Here is a 16,749-nt window from a genome sequence, read left to right as displayed (position 1 = left end):
CTCCCCACGATCAGTATTGCGGAGCCCACCGACAACTCCGCGGGAGCGAGTCGCCCGACGTCGGTGTGCCGACGGTGCACGGAACCTCGGACGGGCGACAGGACGTGGACCTGCGCGGCGAGCCCCGCCGTTCGGAACACGCCGCGCGACTCGCCTGATAGAACTGGCTGCGACCGTCGTCAGTTCTGCTCGGCAGAGCGACATCAGCAGAGAGGCTCATCCCGTGGACCGCGACTCATTCCAGAAACTTTTCGACCTCAGCGGGCGGACCGCGATCGTCACCGGCGGTACTCGGGGTATCGGGCTCGCGCTGGCCGAGGGGTTGGCTTGTGCGGGGGCGAATGTCGTTGTCGCCAGCCGGAAGCCGGAGGCTTGTGAGAAGGCGGTGGAGCGGCTGCGGGAGTTGGGGGCCGAGGCTATCGGGGTGCCGACTCATCTGGGAGAGGTCGAGGGGGTGCAGGCGTTGGTCGCGCAGACGGTGGAGAGGTTCGGCGGGGTCGACATCGTGATCAACAATGCCGCGAATGCGCTGGCTCAGCCGTTGGCGGTGATGCAGAAGGCGGCGGTGGACAAGTCGTTCGCGGTGAATGTGCAGGGGCCGTTGTTCCTGGTGCAGGCCGCGCTGCCGTATCTGCGGGAAAGCGAACATGCGGCGGTGTTGAACTTCGCGTCGATCGGGGCGTTCGGGTTCTCCGGCGGGCTGGCGATGTACTCGGCGGGAAAGGCGGCGTTGTTGTCGTTCACTCGCTCGATGGCCGCCGAATTCGCCGCCGACGGGATTCGGGTGAACGCGATCGCGCCGGGTGCGGTGGATACCGATATGGTCCGCAACAATCCGCAGGAAGTGGTGGACGCGATGGCCGCGGCACCGTTGCTGCGGCGGCTCGGTGAGCCGGACGAGCTGGTCGGGCCCGCGCTGCTGTTGTGTTCGGACGCGGGCAGTTTCATCACGGGACAGACGTTCGTCATCGACGGCGGCACCGTTCCGCGCTGAACGCGAAGGAGGCAGGCATGTCCGCGCTGAATATCGAATACCGGTCCTCGGGTGTCGTGGTGTTGACCATCGACCGGCCGCACCGGCGCAATGCGCTGGACAACCAGACCGTCGCCGAACTGCATCGGGTACTCGACGAGGTGAACGGGAAGCCGGAGGTGCGGGCGCTGGTCATCACCGGCGCGGGAGCGGGGTTTTCCTCCGGAGCGGATCTGAAGTCGAAGCCGGAGGATTTCACGGCCACCGATGCGAGTCCGACCGCGGCGCTGCTGGGTGCGGCGCAGTCGCCGGTCGCGCAGATCTACGCGAGCCAGGAGTTGATGGCCTCGGCGTTCGAGAAGATCCACCGGCTGCGGCAGCCGGTGATTGCGGCGGTGAACGGGGCCGCGGTCGGTGGTGGGTTCGCGCTCGCGCTGGCCTGCGATATCCGGTACGCGAGTCGTAGTGCCCGGTTCGGCGCGGTGTTCATCCGGCACGGGATCTCGGCCTGCGATATGGGCACCAGCTATCACCTGCCGCGATTGGTGGGCGCGTCACGGTCGGCCGAATTGCTGCTCACCGGAAGGGTTTTCGACGCCGAGGAGGCCGAGCGGATCGGGCTGGTACTCGAGGTCGTCGACGAGGACGAACTACTGGGCCGGGCGATCGCCAAGGCGGAGGAGATCGCCGCCCATTCCCCGCTCGCGGTGTGGATGACCAAGGAGACGATGTGGCAGACGGTGGATGCGCCGAGTCTGCGCCACGCCCTCGACATCGAGAACCGGACTCAGGTGATGTGCAGCGCCACCGGAGAACTCGCGGAATCGTTCGGAGCGTTTCGCGAAGGGGCCGAGTTCGCTTGGGGGCCACTGTGATCGCGTAGCTAACTCTGCGCGGTCGGGCGGACGATCACTTCCCCCACATCGACATCGGCGGGCTGTTCGATCGCGAACGCCACCGCACGCGCGATCGCGGCCGGTGGCTGCGCGATTTCCTGAATCCGGGCGGCGTACTCGTCGTCGATCGAACCCGAACGCACTCCTTCGGTATTCGTCATGCCCGGCGACACGACCGTGACGCGCAGGCCGGGACCGGCCTCCTGCCGCAACGCCTCCGACAGCACGCGGACCGCGGTCTTCGTCGCTGCGTATACGCCCTGCGTGGGAACGATCCGATGCGCCGAGGTCGACGCCATGTGCACGAAATGCCCCGCCCCCTGCGCACGGAACACGGGCAGGGCCGCACCGATCCCATTGAGCACTCCGGTCAGATTCGTGGCGACCATGTCGTCCCAGTCGTCCTGTCGCAGCTCGTCGAATTTGGAGATCGCCATGCTGCCGGCATTCGAGACGAGTACGTCGAGGCTCCCGTACCGCTGTTGCGCCGCCGCGACGAGCCGCGCGAGATCCTCCCTGCGACGCACATCCACACCGAGGCCGAATGCCATTCCGCCTCTCGCCTGGATGCGCGCGACCACTTCGGCGAGGCGGTCCTGGCGTCGCGCACCGAGCACGACGGCCGCGCCCCGTTCGGCCAAGTACTCGGCGATCGCCGCACCGATCCCACTGCTCGCTCCCGTGATCGCGACAATCTTGCCCTGGATGCCGCCGCCGGCGTGCGGTTCCGTCATGTGACCTCCCGGTACGATAAAACGGACAATTGTCCGGAACTGTCCTCGACAGTAGCGGACAACTGTCCGTTTCGCAATCGATATAGGGTTGTACCGAAACAGACGGAGCGGTGATGACGAAGGCGAGTCGACCAGAACAGGCGGCACACAACGCATCTCCCGTGCGCGCGGCGCGGTCGGGACGCCGGGACGCCGAACGCAACCGCGCACTGATCATCGAGGCCGCGCGAGCGGCGCTCGATGCCGACGGCGACGCTTCGATGCACGCGATCGCGAAGGCCGCAGGCGTCGGGCAAGGCACGCTGTATCGGCATTTTCCCACCCGCGAAGCGCTCGTCATGACCGTGCACAGAAATGACGTCCGAGAACTCGTCGACGCCGCTCCACAGCTTCTCACCGAGCACCCGCCCGCAGTTGCGCTGCGCCTCTGGTTCGACCGGCTCGCGCGATACGGTCGCATCAAGCACGGACTCGCCGGCGCACTTCATACCGCGATGCACGCCGAACTCGCCGACGAGGGTTACGGACCGGTCGTCGCCGCGATCAGGTCGCTGCTCGATGCGGGTGTGCGTAACGGTTCGCTGCGCCGCGACGTCACCCCCGACGAGGTATTGCTCATGGTCGGGTTCCTGTGGCGGATCGATCTCGACGATATGTGGGATGACCGCACCCGGCGCATGCTCGACATCGTGATGGACGGCCTCCGGACGCCGTCCTAGTTCGGCGTGATCCGGAAATGGTTGGGCTCGGCGTCTTCCGGAACGGCGTCTGCGGGCGTGAAATCCTCGACCAGCGAACGCAACCCGATCAGGTGACGGGCGTGGGCGTCCAGGGCGACGTCCTCGTCGGAGGCCGGAATCCACTGCCGGATCGAGCGCGCTTTGGCATCCGGGTCCAGAGCCACGACGACGGCCAGTCCGTGGGCCGCCAGTTCCGGTTCGCCGGAATGCGGATCGGTGGAGGTGACGTGCACGCTGATGTGCATGCTGCGGGGTCCGGTGTGGATGAGCCGGGCCGTCGCCTCGACGGCGTGGCCGATGACGATCGGGCGGTAGAAGCGGATGCCGCCGAAGTACGAGGTGAGGACGTGCTGGCCGGCCCACTTCGCGCCGCAGACGTAGGCCGCTTCGTCGATCCACTGCATGGTGCGGCCGCCGTGGACCTTGCCGCCCCAGTTGATGTCGGAGGGGGCGGCGAGGAAGCGCAGGGTCGCGCTCGGCGCCGTCCCTTCGGCGGTGTAGCGCTGGGCGGCCATCGCGGCTTCGATTTCCTTGCGGACGACGATCCTGACCTTCGCCTGCCGGTGCCGCCGCAGTTCCAGAGCCGTGGTCGGATTCCATTGCGGCACTTCGACGGTGCGGCGCTCGTCGTCGACGGCGACGAAGATGGTCAGGCACTGGGCGCTCTGGACCGGCTTCACGCGGGTCGGGTCGGTCGAATAGACGGTGACCAGGATGTGCATGCTGGTGCGGCCGGTATGGACCAGAGTGGCGTGCAGTTCGACCAACTCGCCGACCTCGATGGGACGGTCGAGGTGGATATTGCCGACGTAGGCGGTGACGCAGTAGTGACCGCTCCACCGGGCGGCGCCCGCGTAGGCGACCTTGTCGATCCATTCGAGAAGCTTGCCGCCGTCCACCGTGCCGACAATGCCGGCGTCGGCCGGCTTGACGAGAAACCGGTGGATGACCTCGGCGCGAGATCCGGTCGAGTGGGCGGCGGGTTCGGTAGCGGTGAGTGTGTCGGGCACAGCGACAATTCCGTTCGGGGGACGTGCGGTCGATTCGCTGACACCGTTGTCCTGGAGCACAGTAGAGGCCGCATGCCATACGGGCGAGTAACCGACTTCCCAGGCGAAACACGCCCGGACTGCACACGTCAGTCGCGCCGAGACCCGAACCACCCTCGATCAACGGAGCCGGGCGCGCGCAGTCTCAATACGGGTTCGCCGCCGCTTGCACCCGTCCGGAGTCGATGGCGCGCAACAGTTCTCGATGGTCGGCGGCGGTCTGGTCGGCATAGGTGAGGGCGAATTCGCCCATCGCCTTGTCGAAGCTCTCTCCCCCGCCGAGATAGTCGGCGATCGCGATGCGGTCGCCGGATCTGGCGTGGGCCCGGGCGAGGGTGTAGCCGCACAGGGCGCTGTAATCGCGCAGGCCCGATCGGGTCATGTTCTCGATATCGGCGCTGCCCTTCATATCCCGCAACTGCCGGACGTAGAAGTAGCGGCCGCCGGGGCCTGCGGTCCAGCCGAGGAAGATGTCGCTCGCGGTCTGCAGCAGACGCTGGCCGTGGACCACCCGGTGACCTTCCTGGTGGAACGGTCCGGGCGCCAGATACGGTGCCAACACCGATGATTCGGCTTCTTTGACCTGGAGAAACAGCGGTCCACCGGTATCGCGGTCGACCAGCAGCAGCACGTAGCAGCGGGTGCCGACGCTGCCGACTCCGACGACCTTGCGCGCGAAATCCACGATGCGATAGCGGTTGACCAGCACGCGGCGTTCCTCGGGCAGCGTCCGGCAGTACTCGGCGAAGACCTTGTCGACGGCGCCGGCCTCGGGCGGGTCGAGGGCCACCAGCAGCGGCGGCTGGAATCGGATACGGGGCTCACCGCCGGGACCGGGCTCGGTCAGTTTGCGCAACGCCTGCAAGCTGGTGCGTTTGCGGGCGGCATCGAGAGATTTCGTTACGTCTTTGCGCTGCTTGGGGTTTCGCACCAAATCGGTCAAGGTGTCGGCCTCGACCCGTTCGTACCACACCTCGAGCGAATCGAGACCGGCCAGGCGGCGCATGCACTGCCGGTAGGCCGATGCGGCGGTGCGCGCGAGTTCGCGGGCGTCGCCGTCCTCGTAGCCGTTGGCACGGGCGGCCACGGCGATGCTGGCGACCAAGCGCTTCACATCCAATTCGAACGGCCCCGGCAGGGTTTCGTCGAAATCGTTGAGGTCGAACACCAGTGATCTTTCGGGTGACGCGAAGACCCCGAAGTTGGACAGGTGCGCGTCACCGCAGAGCTGGACGGTCAGACCGGTGTTGCGGGTGGTGGCCAGGTCGGCCGCCATGATCGCGGGAGCGCCGCGCAGGAACGGGAACTCGCCGGCCGCCATACGCGCATAGCGGATCGGGACGAGGTCGGGAAGCCGGGTTTCCGCTTGCCGCTGCAGGATCGCGACGGGATCGCGATCCGGTGCCGGACGGAATTCGGCGAGCGACGAGCGGGGGACGCCGGCTCGTACCGCACGTCCCACGGATAGGGATTCGCTGGGAACCGGGCCGGCCACCGTATTCGTCATCCACCAAGTTTTGCCCCGGAACGCGTTTGTGGCAACCATCTGGCGACCACCGTGATCCGCTTGCCGCCGACACGACCGTGCCGCCCTCCGCAGCACTGGTTCTGCGAAGGGCGGCACACCCCGCGGCTCATGCGTTGAGCGGGATCGCGATGACGACCTCCTGCTCGTTCTCCGGCAGGTAGTGCACCTGCACGATCCGCCCTACCTGCACATTCGAGACGCTCGTCGGCGGAAGGAACTTCTCCGCGTGGGTGCTGAAGGTGCTGCCGTCGGGCCGGGTGACCGCGAGACCGAGGTCGATTTTCGCGTAGCCGTTGCGGATTTCGCCGGGCACCGACAGCGACTGCACGACCGCCTGCGCGGCGACGCCGCGGCCGGCGATATCGAGCTTGGCCCGCGTGGTCACTCCCTTGCGGATCATCGATTCGTTCATCGCCTGCTGCGCCGAGGCGCTGTCGCCGGATCGGTCGACTTCCACCTTGTCGGTCCGTCCGGGCAGATAGCGCACCGGAAGCACGACGCCGGGGCGCAGCAGGGCCAGTTCGGCGAGGGGCACGATCATCTTGGCGGCCGAGTCGAAGATCTCGCCCCGGGCGCCCTCGACGCTGAACTCGATGCGCAGCTGCGGCTGATCGTTCACGCTCACCCCCGTCTCGCGAACCGACTTGACGGTTCCCAGGCCGAGTAGGCCATCGCGGAACTCCGCGCTGTTGCGACCCGTGAGCGCCGACAGCACGCCCTCGCCGGTGAACACGAAGACCATCACCACCGTGGTGAACGCGATGATCGGCAGTGCCAGAAAACCGTTGAGCCAAGCGGCGAAACCCGGTTCCCACGGACTGTCGGCTCGATAGGTGAGCCCGTGCCAGAGGTAGACGCCGACCGCGAAGACCTCGAATGCGACGGCCCCGGCTCGTGCTGTGGTGCGCATGACGATTCCTCCCCTGCTCAGCCGTTGACGATGGTGGAGCAGGCGAAGGTGAGCTCGAACTTCGCGGTGGCGGGCCCGGCCATCGGGTTGGTCATATCCGGGGCGGCGACGCCCTCACCGGTGATCTTGTACGTCTTGCCGTCCTTGCTGACGGTGGCCGAGCCGCCGGGCTGGCCGTTGCCGAAACCGACGGCATACGGCATACCGGAGGTGCCGCCCTTGCTGCCGCCGATGGCGACGGCCTGCACGGTGTCGCCGCCCGCGGTCAGCGTGGCGCTGACGGTCAGCCGGCCGTAGGTGGAGTTGGCGGCATCGTTCAGTGCCAGTGCGAGGGTTCCGGCGTGCTGGGCGCAGGTGGTGTCGAAGTTCGCGCTCAGCGCCTTGCCGTCGACGAGGGCCGCCGACTTACCGCCCGTGGGGGCCTGGGTCGCGGGCGCCGCGGTGGTCGATGCCGGGGCGGCGGTGCCGGAGTCGCCGCAGGCGCCGAGGGCCAGGGTGAGACCGGCGGCGGCGAGGGCGGCGGCGGCGATCCGGATCTGCTTGGTACGCATGGTGTTCGTTCCTTCGTTCTCGGTGAGTCCGGCCCTGTGATCGGGCCGTTGTTCACAAAGTAGGAACGGTTCGCCACCTACCGATCCCAGGTTTCGGGCCCGGGCAGCGGCGGTCGGTTAATCTGACCGAATGCGACGACCGCGCGCCATGGTGCTCGACGAGGTGTGGCGCGGTATCGAGGGCGTCGAGGCGCTCAGCGGCGCCCAGGGTGGACCGTTGCGCCGCACCGTGAAACTGATCCTCGACCCGCTGGTGATCCGGCCTGTCCAGCACCCCGCCTGCGCCGGCCCGATACTCACCGCGGACGGCGCCACGCTGCTCGCGGCCCGCGTCCATGCCGCCGCCGATGTCCTGCGCGCGACCGCGGCCTGGTTCACCCTGCTCAAGCAGGTCCGACGGGCATTGCGCATCACCGACGGCAATCCGCAGGACCTGTACTTCCAGCGCTGTTTCGAGCTGGCGACGGTGTCCGGGGCACCGGATCCGGTACGCGACCGGCCCACCGCCACAGCCACATTGCACGACATCCATCACCTCACAGCCGGGCGCACCACGCAGGCGTTGAAGGACCATCTCACCGATCGGTCCACGGCCGATGAACTCGCGGCGCTGATCGATACCGCGTGGCGCCGGCGACCGCATTCCGCGCCCGCGATCGCCGACCACACCACCGCGCTCGCAGCACTACTCGATTCGTGCGCCACCGCCCGAGCCGACGACGCCGCCCGGGAACTGCGAACCCTGATCACGGAGCGAGCAGGGACGCACACAGGAATTGCGCTGTGGCACAACACTTCCGGAGACTCGGCGCAGGAGCTGGGCCTGACCGCGCACCGCCTGCCGGTCGCCCCCGCGCTCGGCACCGGGGCATCGACCGCGACACTGGCGCTGCCGTTCGACCGCACCATCTACGAACGTGTCTTCACGGTGTTACAAGCCTCCACCGAGCGCTCGGACCTGCCCACGATCCCGGAACTGGTGACCGAGGAGATCGCCCGGAGTTGCGCGCCGTGGGCGTTGCTCGACGAATCACTTCGGGTGACAGCGGCAGCGGGAGTGGCACTGGCACGGGGCCTGGCACCTGTCACCGGAACCCGTGGGTCGCCCGAGAGCGAGCCGGTGGCCTCGAGCGGCGGCGACATGGTGTCGAAAAATTCTGCACGCCAAGGTGTTTCTGTTCTGCGCGGCAGCACCGCCGCGCATCGGGCGATCAACGGGAGGTGGCGCCGCGAGGCGTATGTACTGCAGGCACGCCGCCTCGCCGTGCACGACACCGGGGAGCCGTCCGATCCGCTCGCCGTGATCGCGGCCGAGCTTCGCCGTCCCTGGCGTTCGTATCTGCGGCGGCTGTGGGTTCGCCTGCACGGGCGCGATGTTCGCGGCGCATTCATGTCACCGACCGCGCCGGAGACAGCCGAGCTGTGGGATCTGCTCGACGGGGTCGCACGCTCGGTCATCCTCGATCACCGCGCCCGGGTACGGAAGGCACTGACCGCCAATTCCTTTGCAGGCATGGATGATTCGCTGGAATCGAGGGCCGGATGATGCCCGAGACCGTATTCCTGCACCGTGACGACGAGGTCGTCGTCATCTCACCGGCCGGTGCTCCCACCGTCCACGACGCGATGCCCGGACTCGATGCGCTGGTTCTCGAGGTGATCGGCGGTCATCTGTCGTGGGGTTTGCTGTCCGAGCAGACAGTTCCGGCGGCGGTGCTGCACGATCCGGATGCCGCACAGGAGTGGCTGTGGGCCGTGTACGGCGAACCGGTGGCACTCGCTGTCGCCGACGGCCGGTCGGGAGAGCTGCACGCGACACCGGCCCGTCCCGAATTAGCCGAGGCCGCAAGGCGACTCGGCTATGCGCATTGGGCCGCGCACTGGTGGCCCGCCTCCACCATCGACGGCATTCCCGCGCTCGATTCCGAGGTGCTCGGCGGGGACATCGCGTCTCTCACCGAAGTCTGCGAATCGATCGTCGACGGGGCCGACGCACAACCGTCGCCGGTGGCTCCCTCGTTCGATGCGACCGCGGCGCGCCGGCAGGACTATGCCTTGGCGGCCGGTCCCGCCGGCCCCGGGCGCACCGGATTGGTGCTGGCGACCGGCACCTCGGGCTGGGATTGGCGCCGGTGTCCCCCGGGCGTGCTGGATGCCTCGGAATTCGCCGTCTCGTGGCGTCTGACCAGAGAGTCCGGCAGTACGACGGTCGAGGTGCGCGCGACGGCGGCTCCGCACGTCGATGCCGGTCTGCCCGGGCATCTGTGGCCCCGGGCTCGCGTGGTGACCACCGCCGCGCCGACAGATTTCGGGCTGCAGCCGAACGGTGATACCTGGATCGGTGGGGCGCCCATCGACGCGGACAATGTTGTGCGCGTGGATATCTACGTGCCCGGCGTCGGGCCTGCCATCGGCGCGGCGGACAGTGGGTACGGCCCGGCACAGCGGCAGCGGATCAGGGAATTCGTCGTGGCGCGATTGCGCTCGCCCGATCGGTCCGAGCTGCTGCTCGAGGCCGAGCGCGTGGCCGCGGCATCGGATACGGACTTCTGATGGCCGACACTCCCCCGCCCGGCCTCGAACTGCTCCACGAGGGCGCCGCGGCCTATGCCCGCGGCGAGGTCACCGAGGCCCTGCGGATATTCGAGCACGCCGCACACACCACCACCGGCGGCGTCCGGGTCAGCGCGCTGGTCAATGCGGCGAGTATGCGCGACGAACTCGGCGACCACGCGGGTGCCATCACCGGATTCCGCGCCGCGCTCACCGAAATCCCCGGCGACGCGACGGAAAAGCGCGCATCCACGCTCGTCAACTATTCGCAGGCACTGCAACACGTGGGTGATCTCGACGCCGCGCACACGGCGTTGGAACAGGCGCGCGACCTCCTCACCGGCCACAGTGACCTGTCGACGTTGCGGGTGTCGTGCCTGGTCTCGCTCACCGCCGTCGCGATGCATCGCAGTCAGTGGGCGCGGGCGATCGAGCTGGCCACCGAATCACTGGAGTTCGCCACGCGCTTCGCGCCGCAGCTGCGCGGCTACCCGCTCGGCAATCTCGCGGCCGCCCACTTCGAATCCGGTCGCGGCGAGCTCGGGCTCGACTTCGCCCACCAGGCCCTCGCCGCATTCGAGGCCGCCGGCGACGGGAACGCGGCGGCCGAATCCCGGCAGACGCTCGCGATGATGTACGCCCGGCTGGGCCGCCCCGACGACGCCGAGCCGCATCTTCGTGCGGCCCAGCAGTATGTCGAGCGGGCCGGCCTCGGCTATCGCGCCGGACTGGGGCTACAGCTGATGGGCTATCTCGCCGAACGGCACGGCGACCTCGATCACGTCGAACAGCTGTATCGCCGGGCGCTGACATCGTTCGAGCGATCCGGGGCCGCGCTCGAAACCGCCGGCGTTCGAATCCGTTTGGCGACATTGGATTTCGCGCACGGCCGAGTCGATGAGGGACAGGCGCAGCTCGCGGCCGCGTACGAGATCTACGCCGTGCGCGGGCTCGGCCTGCAGTGCGCGCGGGTCGACTACTGGCATGCCGCGCTGTGGGAATCGCTCATCGGCGATATGGTCACGCCGCCGCCCGAGGAGGTACTCGCCCTCGCTCGGGATCTGGCCGTCACCTCCGCCATCGCCATCGACGCGGTGCGCTACAGCTTCACCAACGGAACCCAGCGGGAGCGGTGGAATCGTGAGATGGCCGCGCCCGCCGCGCGGCTGGCGTTCCGCTTCGCCTACCTGTGCGGTAACGGCGAGCTGATCGCCGATCTGGTCGAAACCGTATGCGCTGGAACTTCTTTCGACAGCCATACCGCCGCCGACAGCGGACCGCCGCGGCTTCCGTTCGACCCGATACCGGCACCCGGCGACGAACTCGACAGTCCCGGCGCCGGTTCCCTGCAGCTGGGCTCGGCGCTGGCCCAGGTTGCCGCCGCGGCCGGGTTGCCCGTTGCGCCACCGCCACGGCTGTCGGTATCCCCGGATGGTCACATCGCCTTGGACACCTACATCACCGCCGCCGAACACCGGTACGGCCGGACCGTCCGGGAAGATCGGGTACTGGCGATATGAACGAGGCACCCGGTGCGCGACCGACGGTGATCGTGCGGATGGCCGATGCGGGCGATCTGTACATGTCCTGGCGCTGGCTCGGGGATACCGCGAGCGCGGGTGTGGCCATGCTGCCCGGCGCCGACATCGACGCCGCGGTGCGCCGGCTCGCGGCGGCGCTGCCCGATCCCGCTCGTCCCGGCGGACTCGAACAAGCCCTCACCACCGGTGCTTTCGCCGATCGTGAATCGGAATACGCACTGGCGCAGGCACTCAGCCGTGCGTTGCTTCCGCAGGCGCTCGCGATCCAACTGCACGACCTGCTCGTGCGCGGAATTCGCCCGCGTATCCGGCTGCAGCCGTCACCGCGGGTCGCGCAGGTGCCGTGGGAGATCATCGCGCCCGATCCGGCCCTGCGGCTGATCGATATCGCGGATCTCGGCCTGCTCGCACCGGCGAGCATCGTCCACGCGCCCGGACGCACCGCGCGCCGATGGGCCGACGACCGCGATATGCCGGTGGTCGCGGTGCTCGATCCGCGTGTGCCCGGATTCCGGGCCGATTCCGAGCTCGGTTCGGTGCTCGGGCGGATGAATTCCAGCTCGCCTCTCACCGAGCGGGTATCCGAATATGTTGCGCGACAGCGATTCCGACCGCTGATCGACGACCCGCTGCACGCCTTCCGGCGCACCGATCTCGACCGGGCCCGCCTGAGCGCGCTACTGCGGGACGGGGCCGCCCGGCTGGTCTACGTCGGCCATGTCACCGCCGAACGTCCGGAATCCGGTCTGAGCGAGAACGCCGGACTGCACCTCGCCTGCACCGCCGACACCACCGGTTTCGCCCGGCCGCTGCGCACGCATCGCCCGCTGTCGGCCAAGGATCTGCTGCTGGGTACTCATACGCTCGAGCCCGAACCCGTTGCGGGACCGCAACTCTGGCCGATTCCGAGCCGAGTCGCGCTGATCGCGTGCGAGAGCGGCGGCGACCTGCGCTTCACCGAGGCACTGGGCTTGGTCGCCGCGATGATCCACGGCGGCGCCGAACTCGTCACCGCCACCCGCTGGCCGCTGCCCACCGACCTGGCATTCCAGCGGTTCGCCGGCGCCACCGACGCGACGCCGCTGCAGGATGTCATCTGCGCGGTCGATGCCGCGCACGAACAGGCCGAACCGGTTGCCGCCCTGGCGAAGTGGCAACGTGAACGACTTGCCGCCTGGCGTGAGACGGGTGCTGTGGCGGACTCACCGCTACTGTGGGCGGCATTCGCCACCGTCGACGCCGGGAGCTGAGCGGGCAATACGACACACCGCGTCGGGACTATCGATGCGGCGCCGCAATAGAACGTCATCTACTCGGTACGCGAAGAGGCCGATCCGCTTGCAGCCCTGGCGAATCGCAGCGCGCACGACGCACCGCCCGGCCTGTCCCGGCGTCGTCGAGCACGGAAACCGGCGCGGCCCGAGTGGCCCCCTGAACACGACGACCCGCCGGGCACACTGCCCGGCGGGTCGTCACGCAGCGTGAAACCTTACGCGGTTTCGGTGATCGGCCGGTCGACCCAGCTCATCAGGTCGCGCAGCTTCTTGCCGGTGACCTCGATCGGGTGCTCGGCGTTCTGCTTGCGCAGGCTCTCGAGCTCCTTGTTGCCGCCCTCGACGTTGGCGACCAGGCGCTTGACGAAGGTGCCGTCCTGGATGTCCTTCAGGATCGCCTTCATGCGCTCCTTGGTGTCGGCGTCGATGACCCGCGGGCCCGACAGGTAGCCACCGAACTCGGCGGTGTCGGAGACCGAGTAGTTCATGCGGGCGATGCCGCCCTCGTACATCAGGTCGACGATCAGCTTCAGCTCGTGCAGCACCTCGAAGTAGGCCATCTCCGGCGCGTAGCCGGCCTCGACCATAACCTCGAAACCGGTCTTGACCAGCTCTTCGGTACCACCGCAGAGGACGGCCTGCTCACCGAACAGGTCGGTCTCGGTCTCCTCCTTGAAGGTGGTCTTGATGACGCCGGCGCGGGTGCCGCCGATGCCCTTGGCGTAGGACAGCGCCAGGGCCTGGCCCTCACCCTTCGGGTCCTGGTCGATGGCGATCAGGGCCGGAACGCCCTTGCCGTCGACGAACTGGCGGCGCACCAGGTGGCCGGGGCCCTTGGGGGCGACCATGCCGATGGTGACGCCTGCCGGAGCCTTGATCAGGCCGAAGTGGATGTTGAGGCCATGGCCGAAGAACAGGGCGTCGCCGTCCTTCAGGTTCGGCTCGATGTCCTCGGTGAAGATCTTGGCCTGCGCGGTGTCGGGGGCGAGCAGCATGATGACGTCCGCCCACTCCGAGACCTCGGCGGGGGTGCCGACGGTCAGGCCGGCCTCTTCGGCCTTGGCCCGCGACTTGGAGCCTTCCTTGAGGCCGATGCGCACCTCGACGCCGGAGTCACGCAGGCTCAGCGAGTGTGCGTGGCCCTGGGAGCCGTAGCCGATCACGGCGACCTTGCGGCCCTGGATGATCGACAGGTCGGCGTCGTCGTCGTAGAACATCTCGACTGCCACTGTGGTTGTGTCCCTTCGTTGATTCTTCTGAATAAGTGTTAGCGGGTCGCGGTGATGGACTTCGGCCCGCGGCCGACGGCCACCACGCCGGACTGCACGATCTCACGGATGCCGTACGGTTCCAGCATCCGCAGCAGCGCCTCGAGCTTGGACCGGGTGCCGGTCGCCTCGATGGTCAGCGCGTCGGGCGACACGTCGATGACCTTAGCCCGGAACAGGTTGGCCGATTCGATCACCTGGGTGCGCACGCTGGCATCGGCGCGCACCTTCACCAGGATCAGCTCGCGGGCGACCGAGGCGTCGGCGTCCTGCTCCACGATCTTGATGACGTTCACCAACTTGTTGAGCTGCTTGGTCACCTGTTCCAGCGGCAGATCCTCCACGGTGACGACGATGGTCATCCGCGAGATGTCCGGAACTTCGGTGCCACCCACGGCCAGGGATTCGATATTGAATCCACGCCGGGAGAACAGACTCGCCACCCGGGCCAGCACGCCGGGTTTGTCCTCCACCAGCACGCTGAGGGTATGGGTCGTGCTCACAGGTTGGTCTCCTTCTGCGAGGCCCGTTCGTGCGCCGCCAGGGTCGCCTTGTCGTGGGACATGGCCTCATGGATGACGGCCGGCTCGGAGGCCTGCTCGTCCTCGTCGAACAGCGGGCGGATGCCGCGCGCTGCCATGATCTCGTCGTTGGAGGTGCCGGCGGCGACCATCGGCCACACCTGCGCGTCCTTGCCGACGATGAAGTCGATCACCACGGGACGGTCGTTGATCGACTGCGCCTCGCGGATCGCGGCCTCGACGTCCTCTTCCTTCTCCACCCGGATGCCGTGGCAGCCCAGCGCTTCGGCGAGCTTCACGAAATCGGGGATGCGCAGGGTGTGGGTGCCCAGGTCGGTGTTGGAGTAGCGCTTCTCGTAGAACAGGGTCTGCCACTGCCGGACCATGCCCAGGTTGCCGTTGTTGATCAGCGCGACCTTGATCGGCACGCCCTCGACGGCACAGGTCGCGAGCTCCTGGTTGGTCATCTGGAAGCAGCCGTCACCGTCGACCGCCCACACCTCTTTGTCCGGCGCGCCCATCTTGGCGCCCATCGCCGCGGGCACGGCGTAGCCCATGGTGCCCAGACCACCGGAGTTCAGCCAGGTGCGCGGCTTCTCGTACTTGACGAACTGCGCGGCCCACATCTGGTGCTGGCCGACACCGGCGACATAGATGGCATCGGGCCCGGCCAGTCGGCCCAGGGTCTCGATGACGTACTCCGGCGACAGCGAGCCGTCGGAGGTGGGGCCGTAGCCGAGCGGGTACTGCTTGCGCACACCGTCGAGGTAGGTCCACCAGGACTCCAGGTCCAGCAGCGGCGCCTCGGCGTTGGTGAAGGCCGGATCGGACTTCAGGGTCTCGATCAGTTCGGTGATGACCTCGCGGCAGTCACCCACGATCGGCACATCCGCGTGGCGGTTCTTGCCGATCTCGGCGGGGTCGATATCGGCGTGGATCACCTTCGCGTGCGGGGCGAAGGAGTCCAGCTGGCCGGTGACGCGGTCGTCGAAGCGGGCGCCGAGCGTGATCAGCAGGTCCGACTTCTGCAGGGCCGCAACGGCTCCCACGGTGCCGTGCATACCGGGCATACCCATGTTGAGGGTGTGGCTGTCGGGGAACGCGCCGCGCGCCATCAGGGTGGTGACCACCGGGATGCCGGTGAGCTCGGCCAGTTCCAGCAGCTCCGGAGAAGCATCGGCCTTGATCACGCCGCCGCCGACATAGAGCACGGGCGCCTTGGCCTCGGCGATCATCCGCGCGGCCTCGCGCACCTGCTTGCCGTGCGGCTTGGTCACCGGGCGGTAGCCGGGCAGCCGCATCTCCGGCGGCCAGCTGAAGGTGGTCTGCGCCTGCAGCACATCCTTCGGGATGTCGACCAGCACCGCGCCCGGACGGCCCGACGAGGCGAGGTGGAACGCCTCGGCGATGATGCGCGGGATGTCGATGGCGTCGTTGACCAGGAAGTTGTGCTTGGTGCACGCCATGGTGATGCCGGAGATGTCGGCTTCCTGGAAGGCGTCGGTACCGATCAGGCCGCGGCCGACCTGTCCGGTGATCGCCACCAGCGGCACCGAATCCATCTGCGCGTCCGCGATCGGGGTGACCAGGTTGGTCGCACCCGGACCGGATGTGGCCATACACACACCGACCTTGCCGGTGGCCTGCGCGTAACCGGTCGCCGCGTGACCGGCGCCCTGCTCGTGGCGGACCAGGACGTGACGCACGCGGGTGGAATCGAAGAGCGGGTCGTAGACGGGGAGAATCGCACCACCCGGAATGCCGAATACCGTGTCGACGCCGAGCTCCTCGAGGGAGCGGACGACGGACTGGGCGCCGGTCACCTTCTCGGGCGGGACCTGGCGGCGGTTTCCGATCGCGGGGGTCGGCTGGGAGGCCGAAGGCGCTGGCCTGCGGGCCGAGGGCCCGGGCCGTGCAGTTGGTGCGCTCACCGTCTTTTTCCTTACTGCTTGTCGTTCATCGCTTCGCTGTCACGCGGCGCCTGCGCGGCGCTCGAGCGACCTTCGAAGCCATGAACACAACTTGTCCGAACACAAAAAAGCCCCCGTCAGCCGATGGCTGAGCGAGGGTGGCGCGTCGCAGTTGCGAGCTGACGTAGTCGACCTCGAGTCGTCAGGCTCAGCGCTGGACGCGCCGGCCGATTACGAGAAGCTCGTTTCGATTCACGCGCTCGACGGTATGCGCGCGAGAGTCGATGAGTCAAATTACTTG

15 protein-coding genes are annotated in these 16,749 nt (G+C 68.0%); 7 read left to right on the top strand and 8 right to left on the bottom strand.

Annotation, left to right across the window (positions count from 1 at the left end):
• Positions 1 to 223: 223 nt before the first annotated feature.
• A complete protein-coding gene (locus tag ACPCUW_RS11920) occupies positions 224 to 994 on the top strand; it encodes an SDR family NAD(P)-dependent oxidoreductase (RefSeq protein ID WP_030512966.1) in 771 nt (256 codons plus the stop codon).
• 17 nt (positions 995 to 1,011) lie between these two features.
• The gene (locus ACPCUW_RS11915) at positions 1,012 to 1,848 is read left to right on the top strand and encodes an enoyl-CoA hydratase/isomerase family protein (RefSeq protein ID WP_423424773.1); all 837 of its coding nucleotides are present in this window, start codon (positions 1,012 to 1,014) and stop codon (positions 1,846 to 1,848) included.
• Between the two features lie 8 nt (positions 1,849 to 1,856).
• On the opposite strand, the gene ACPCUW_RS11910 is transcribed toward ACPCUW_RS11915, so the two are convergent.
• On the bottom strand, positions 1,857 to 2,603 hold the full coding sequence (locus tag ACPCUW_RS11910; RefSeq protein WP_423424772.1) for an SDR family oxidoreductase: 747 nt from the start codon (positions 2,601 to 2,603) through the stop codon (positions 1,857 to 1,859).
• Between the two features lie 113 nt (positions 2,604 to 2,716).
• Between ACPCUW_RS11910 and ACPCUW_RS11905 the strand changes: the two genes are divergently transcribed.
• A complete protein-coding gene (locus ACPCUW_RS11905) occupies positions 2,717 to 3,322 on the top strand; it encodes a TetR/AcrR family transcriptional regulator (protein ID WP_423424770.1) in 606 nt (201 codons plus the stop codon).
• On the opposite strand, the gene ACPCUW_RS11900 is transcribed toward ACPCUW_RS11905, so the two are convergent.
• The 4 genes from ACPCUW_RS11900 to ACPCUW_RS11885 all read right to left on the bottom strand — a co-directional run bounded on the left by ACPCUW_RS11900 (position 3,319) and on the right by ACPCUW_RS11885 (position 7,381).
• Positions 3,319 to 4,290, bottom strand: a complete 972-nt coding sequence (locus ACPCUW_RS11900; protein WP_423424816.1) for an acyl-CoA thioesterase — start codon at positions 4,288 to 4,290, stop codon at positions 3,319 to 3,321. The genes ACPCUW_RS11905 and ACPCUW_RS11900 overlap by 4 nt on opposite strands.
• A gap of 247 nt (positions 4,291 to 4,537) precedes the next feature.
• Complete coding sequence (locus tag ACPCUW_RS11895; protein WP_423424769.1) at positions 4,538 to 5,899, bottom strand: DUF2252 domain-containing protein; 1,362 nt, start codon at positions 5,897 to 5,899, stop codon at positions 4,538 to 4,540.
• Positions 5,900 to 6,026: 127 nt separating this feature from the next.
• Entirely contained in the window at positions 6,027 to 6,830 is an 804-nt protein-coding gene (locus tag ACPCUW_RS11890; RefSeq protein WP_423424768.1) for a hypothetical protein, read from the bottom strand.
• A gap of 17 nt (positions 6,831 to 6,847) precedes the next feature.
• Positions 6,848 to 7,381 (bottom strand): lipoprotein LpqH, encoded by a 534-nt coding sequence (locus tag ACPCUW_RS11885; RefSeq protein ID WP_423424767.1) that lies wholly within the window; start codon positions 7,379 to 7,381, stop codon positions 6,848 to 6,850.
• Between the two features lie 148 nt (positions 7,382 to 7,529).
• Here ACPCUW_RS11885 and ACPCUW_RS11880 point away from each other — a divergent pair, with 148 nt between their 5' ends.
• The 4 genes from ACPCUW_RS11880 to ACPCUW_RS11865 are packed head-to-tail and all read left to right on the top strand — an operon-like array spanning position 7,530 to position 12,725.
• Positions 7,530 to 8,927: a hypothetical protein gene (locus ACPCUW_RS11880; RefSeq protein WP_423424814.1), complete on the top strand. Its 1,398-nt coding sequence runs from the start codon at positions 7,530 to 7,532 to the stop codon at positions 8,925 to 8,927.
• Positions 8,924 to 9,934, top strand: coding sequence for a hypothetical protein (locus ACPCUW_RS11875; RefSeq protein WP_423424765.1), 1,011 nt, complete (start codon positions 8,924 to 8,926; stop codon positions 9,932 to 9,934). The genes ACPCUW_RS11880 and ACPCUW_RS11875 overlap by 4 nt, the downstream gene beginning before the upstream one ends.
• Positions 9,934 to 11,454, top strand: coding sequence for a tetratricopeptide repeat protein (locus ACPCUW_RS11870; protein WP_423424764.1), 1,521 nt, complete (start codon positions 9,934 to 9,936; stop codon positions 11,452 to 11,454). The genes ACPCUW_RS11875 and ACPCUW_RS11870 overlap by 1 nt, the downstream gene beginning before the upstream one ends.
• Positions 11,451 to 12,725: a CHAT domain-containing protein gene (locus tag ACPCUW_RS11865; RefSeq protein ID WP_423424763.1), complete on the top strand. Its 1,275-nt coding sequence runs from the start codon at positions 11,451 to 11,453 to the stop codon at positions 12,723 to 12,725. Before ACPCUW_RS11870 ends, ACPCUW_RS11865 begins: the two co-directional genes overlap by 4 nt.
• Before the next feature lie 239 nt (positions 12,726 to 12,964).
• Here ACPCUW_RS11865 and ilvC read toward each other — a convergent pair whose 3' ends face one another.
• The 3 genes from ilvC to ACPCUW_RS11850 are packed head-to-tail and all read right to left on the bottom strand — an operon-like array spanning position 12,965 to position 16,469.
• Positions 12,965 to 13,966 carry a ketol-acid reductoisomerase gene (ilvC, locus tag ACPCUW_RS11860; protein WP_195023142.1) on the bottom strand — a complete coding sequence of 334 codons (1,002 nt, stop codon included), beginning with the start codon at positions 13,964 to 13,966 and terminating at the stop codon, positions 12,965 to 12,967.
• Between the two features lie 50 nt (positions 13,967 to 14,016).
• Positions 14,017 to 14,520: an acetolactate synthase small subunit gene (gene ilvN / locus ACPCUW_RS11855; protein WP_040720620.1), complete on the bottom strand. Its 504-nt coding sequence runs from the start codon at positions 14,518 to 14,520 to the stop codon at positions 14,017 to 14,019.
• Positions 14,517 to 16,469, bottom strand: a complete 1,953-nt coding sequence (locus ACPCUW_RS11850) for an acetolactate synthase large subunit (RefSeq protein ID WP_423424761.1) — start codon at positions 16,467 to 16,469, stop codon at positions 14,517 to 14,519. Before ACPCUW_RS11850 ends, ilvN begins: the two co-directional genes overlap by 4 nt.
• Between the last annotated feature and the right edge of the window lie 280 nt (positions 16,470 to 16,749).

Origin of the sequence: Nocardia sp. AB354, assembly GCF_049538315.1 — a bacterium.
In the GTDB taxonomy this organism is placed as follows: Bacteria; Actinomycetota; Actinomycetes; order Mycobacteriales; family Mycobacteriaceae; genus Nocardia; species Nocardia nova.
This window is presented reverse-complemented; position numbering and strand designations above follow the sequence as displayed.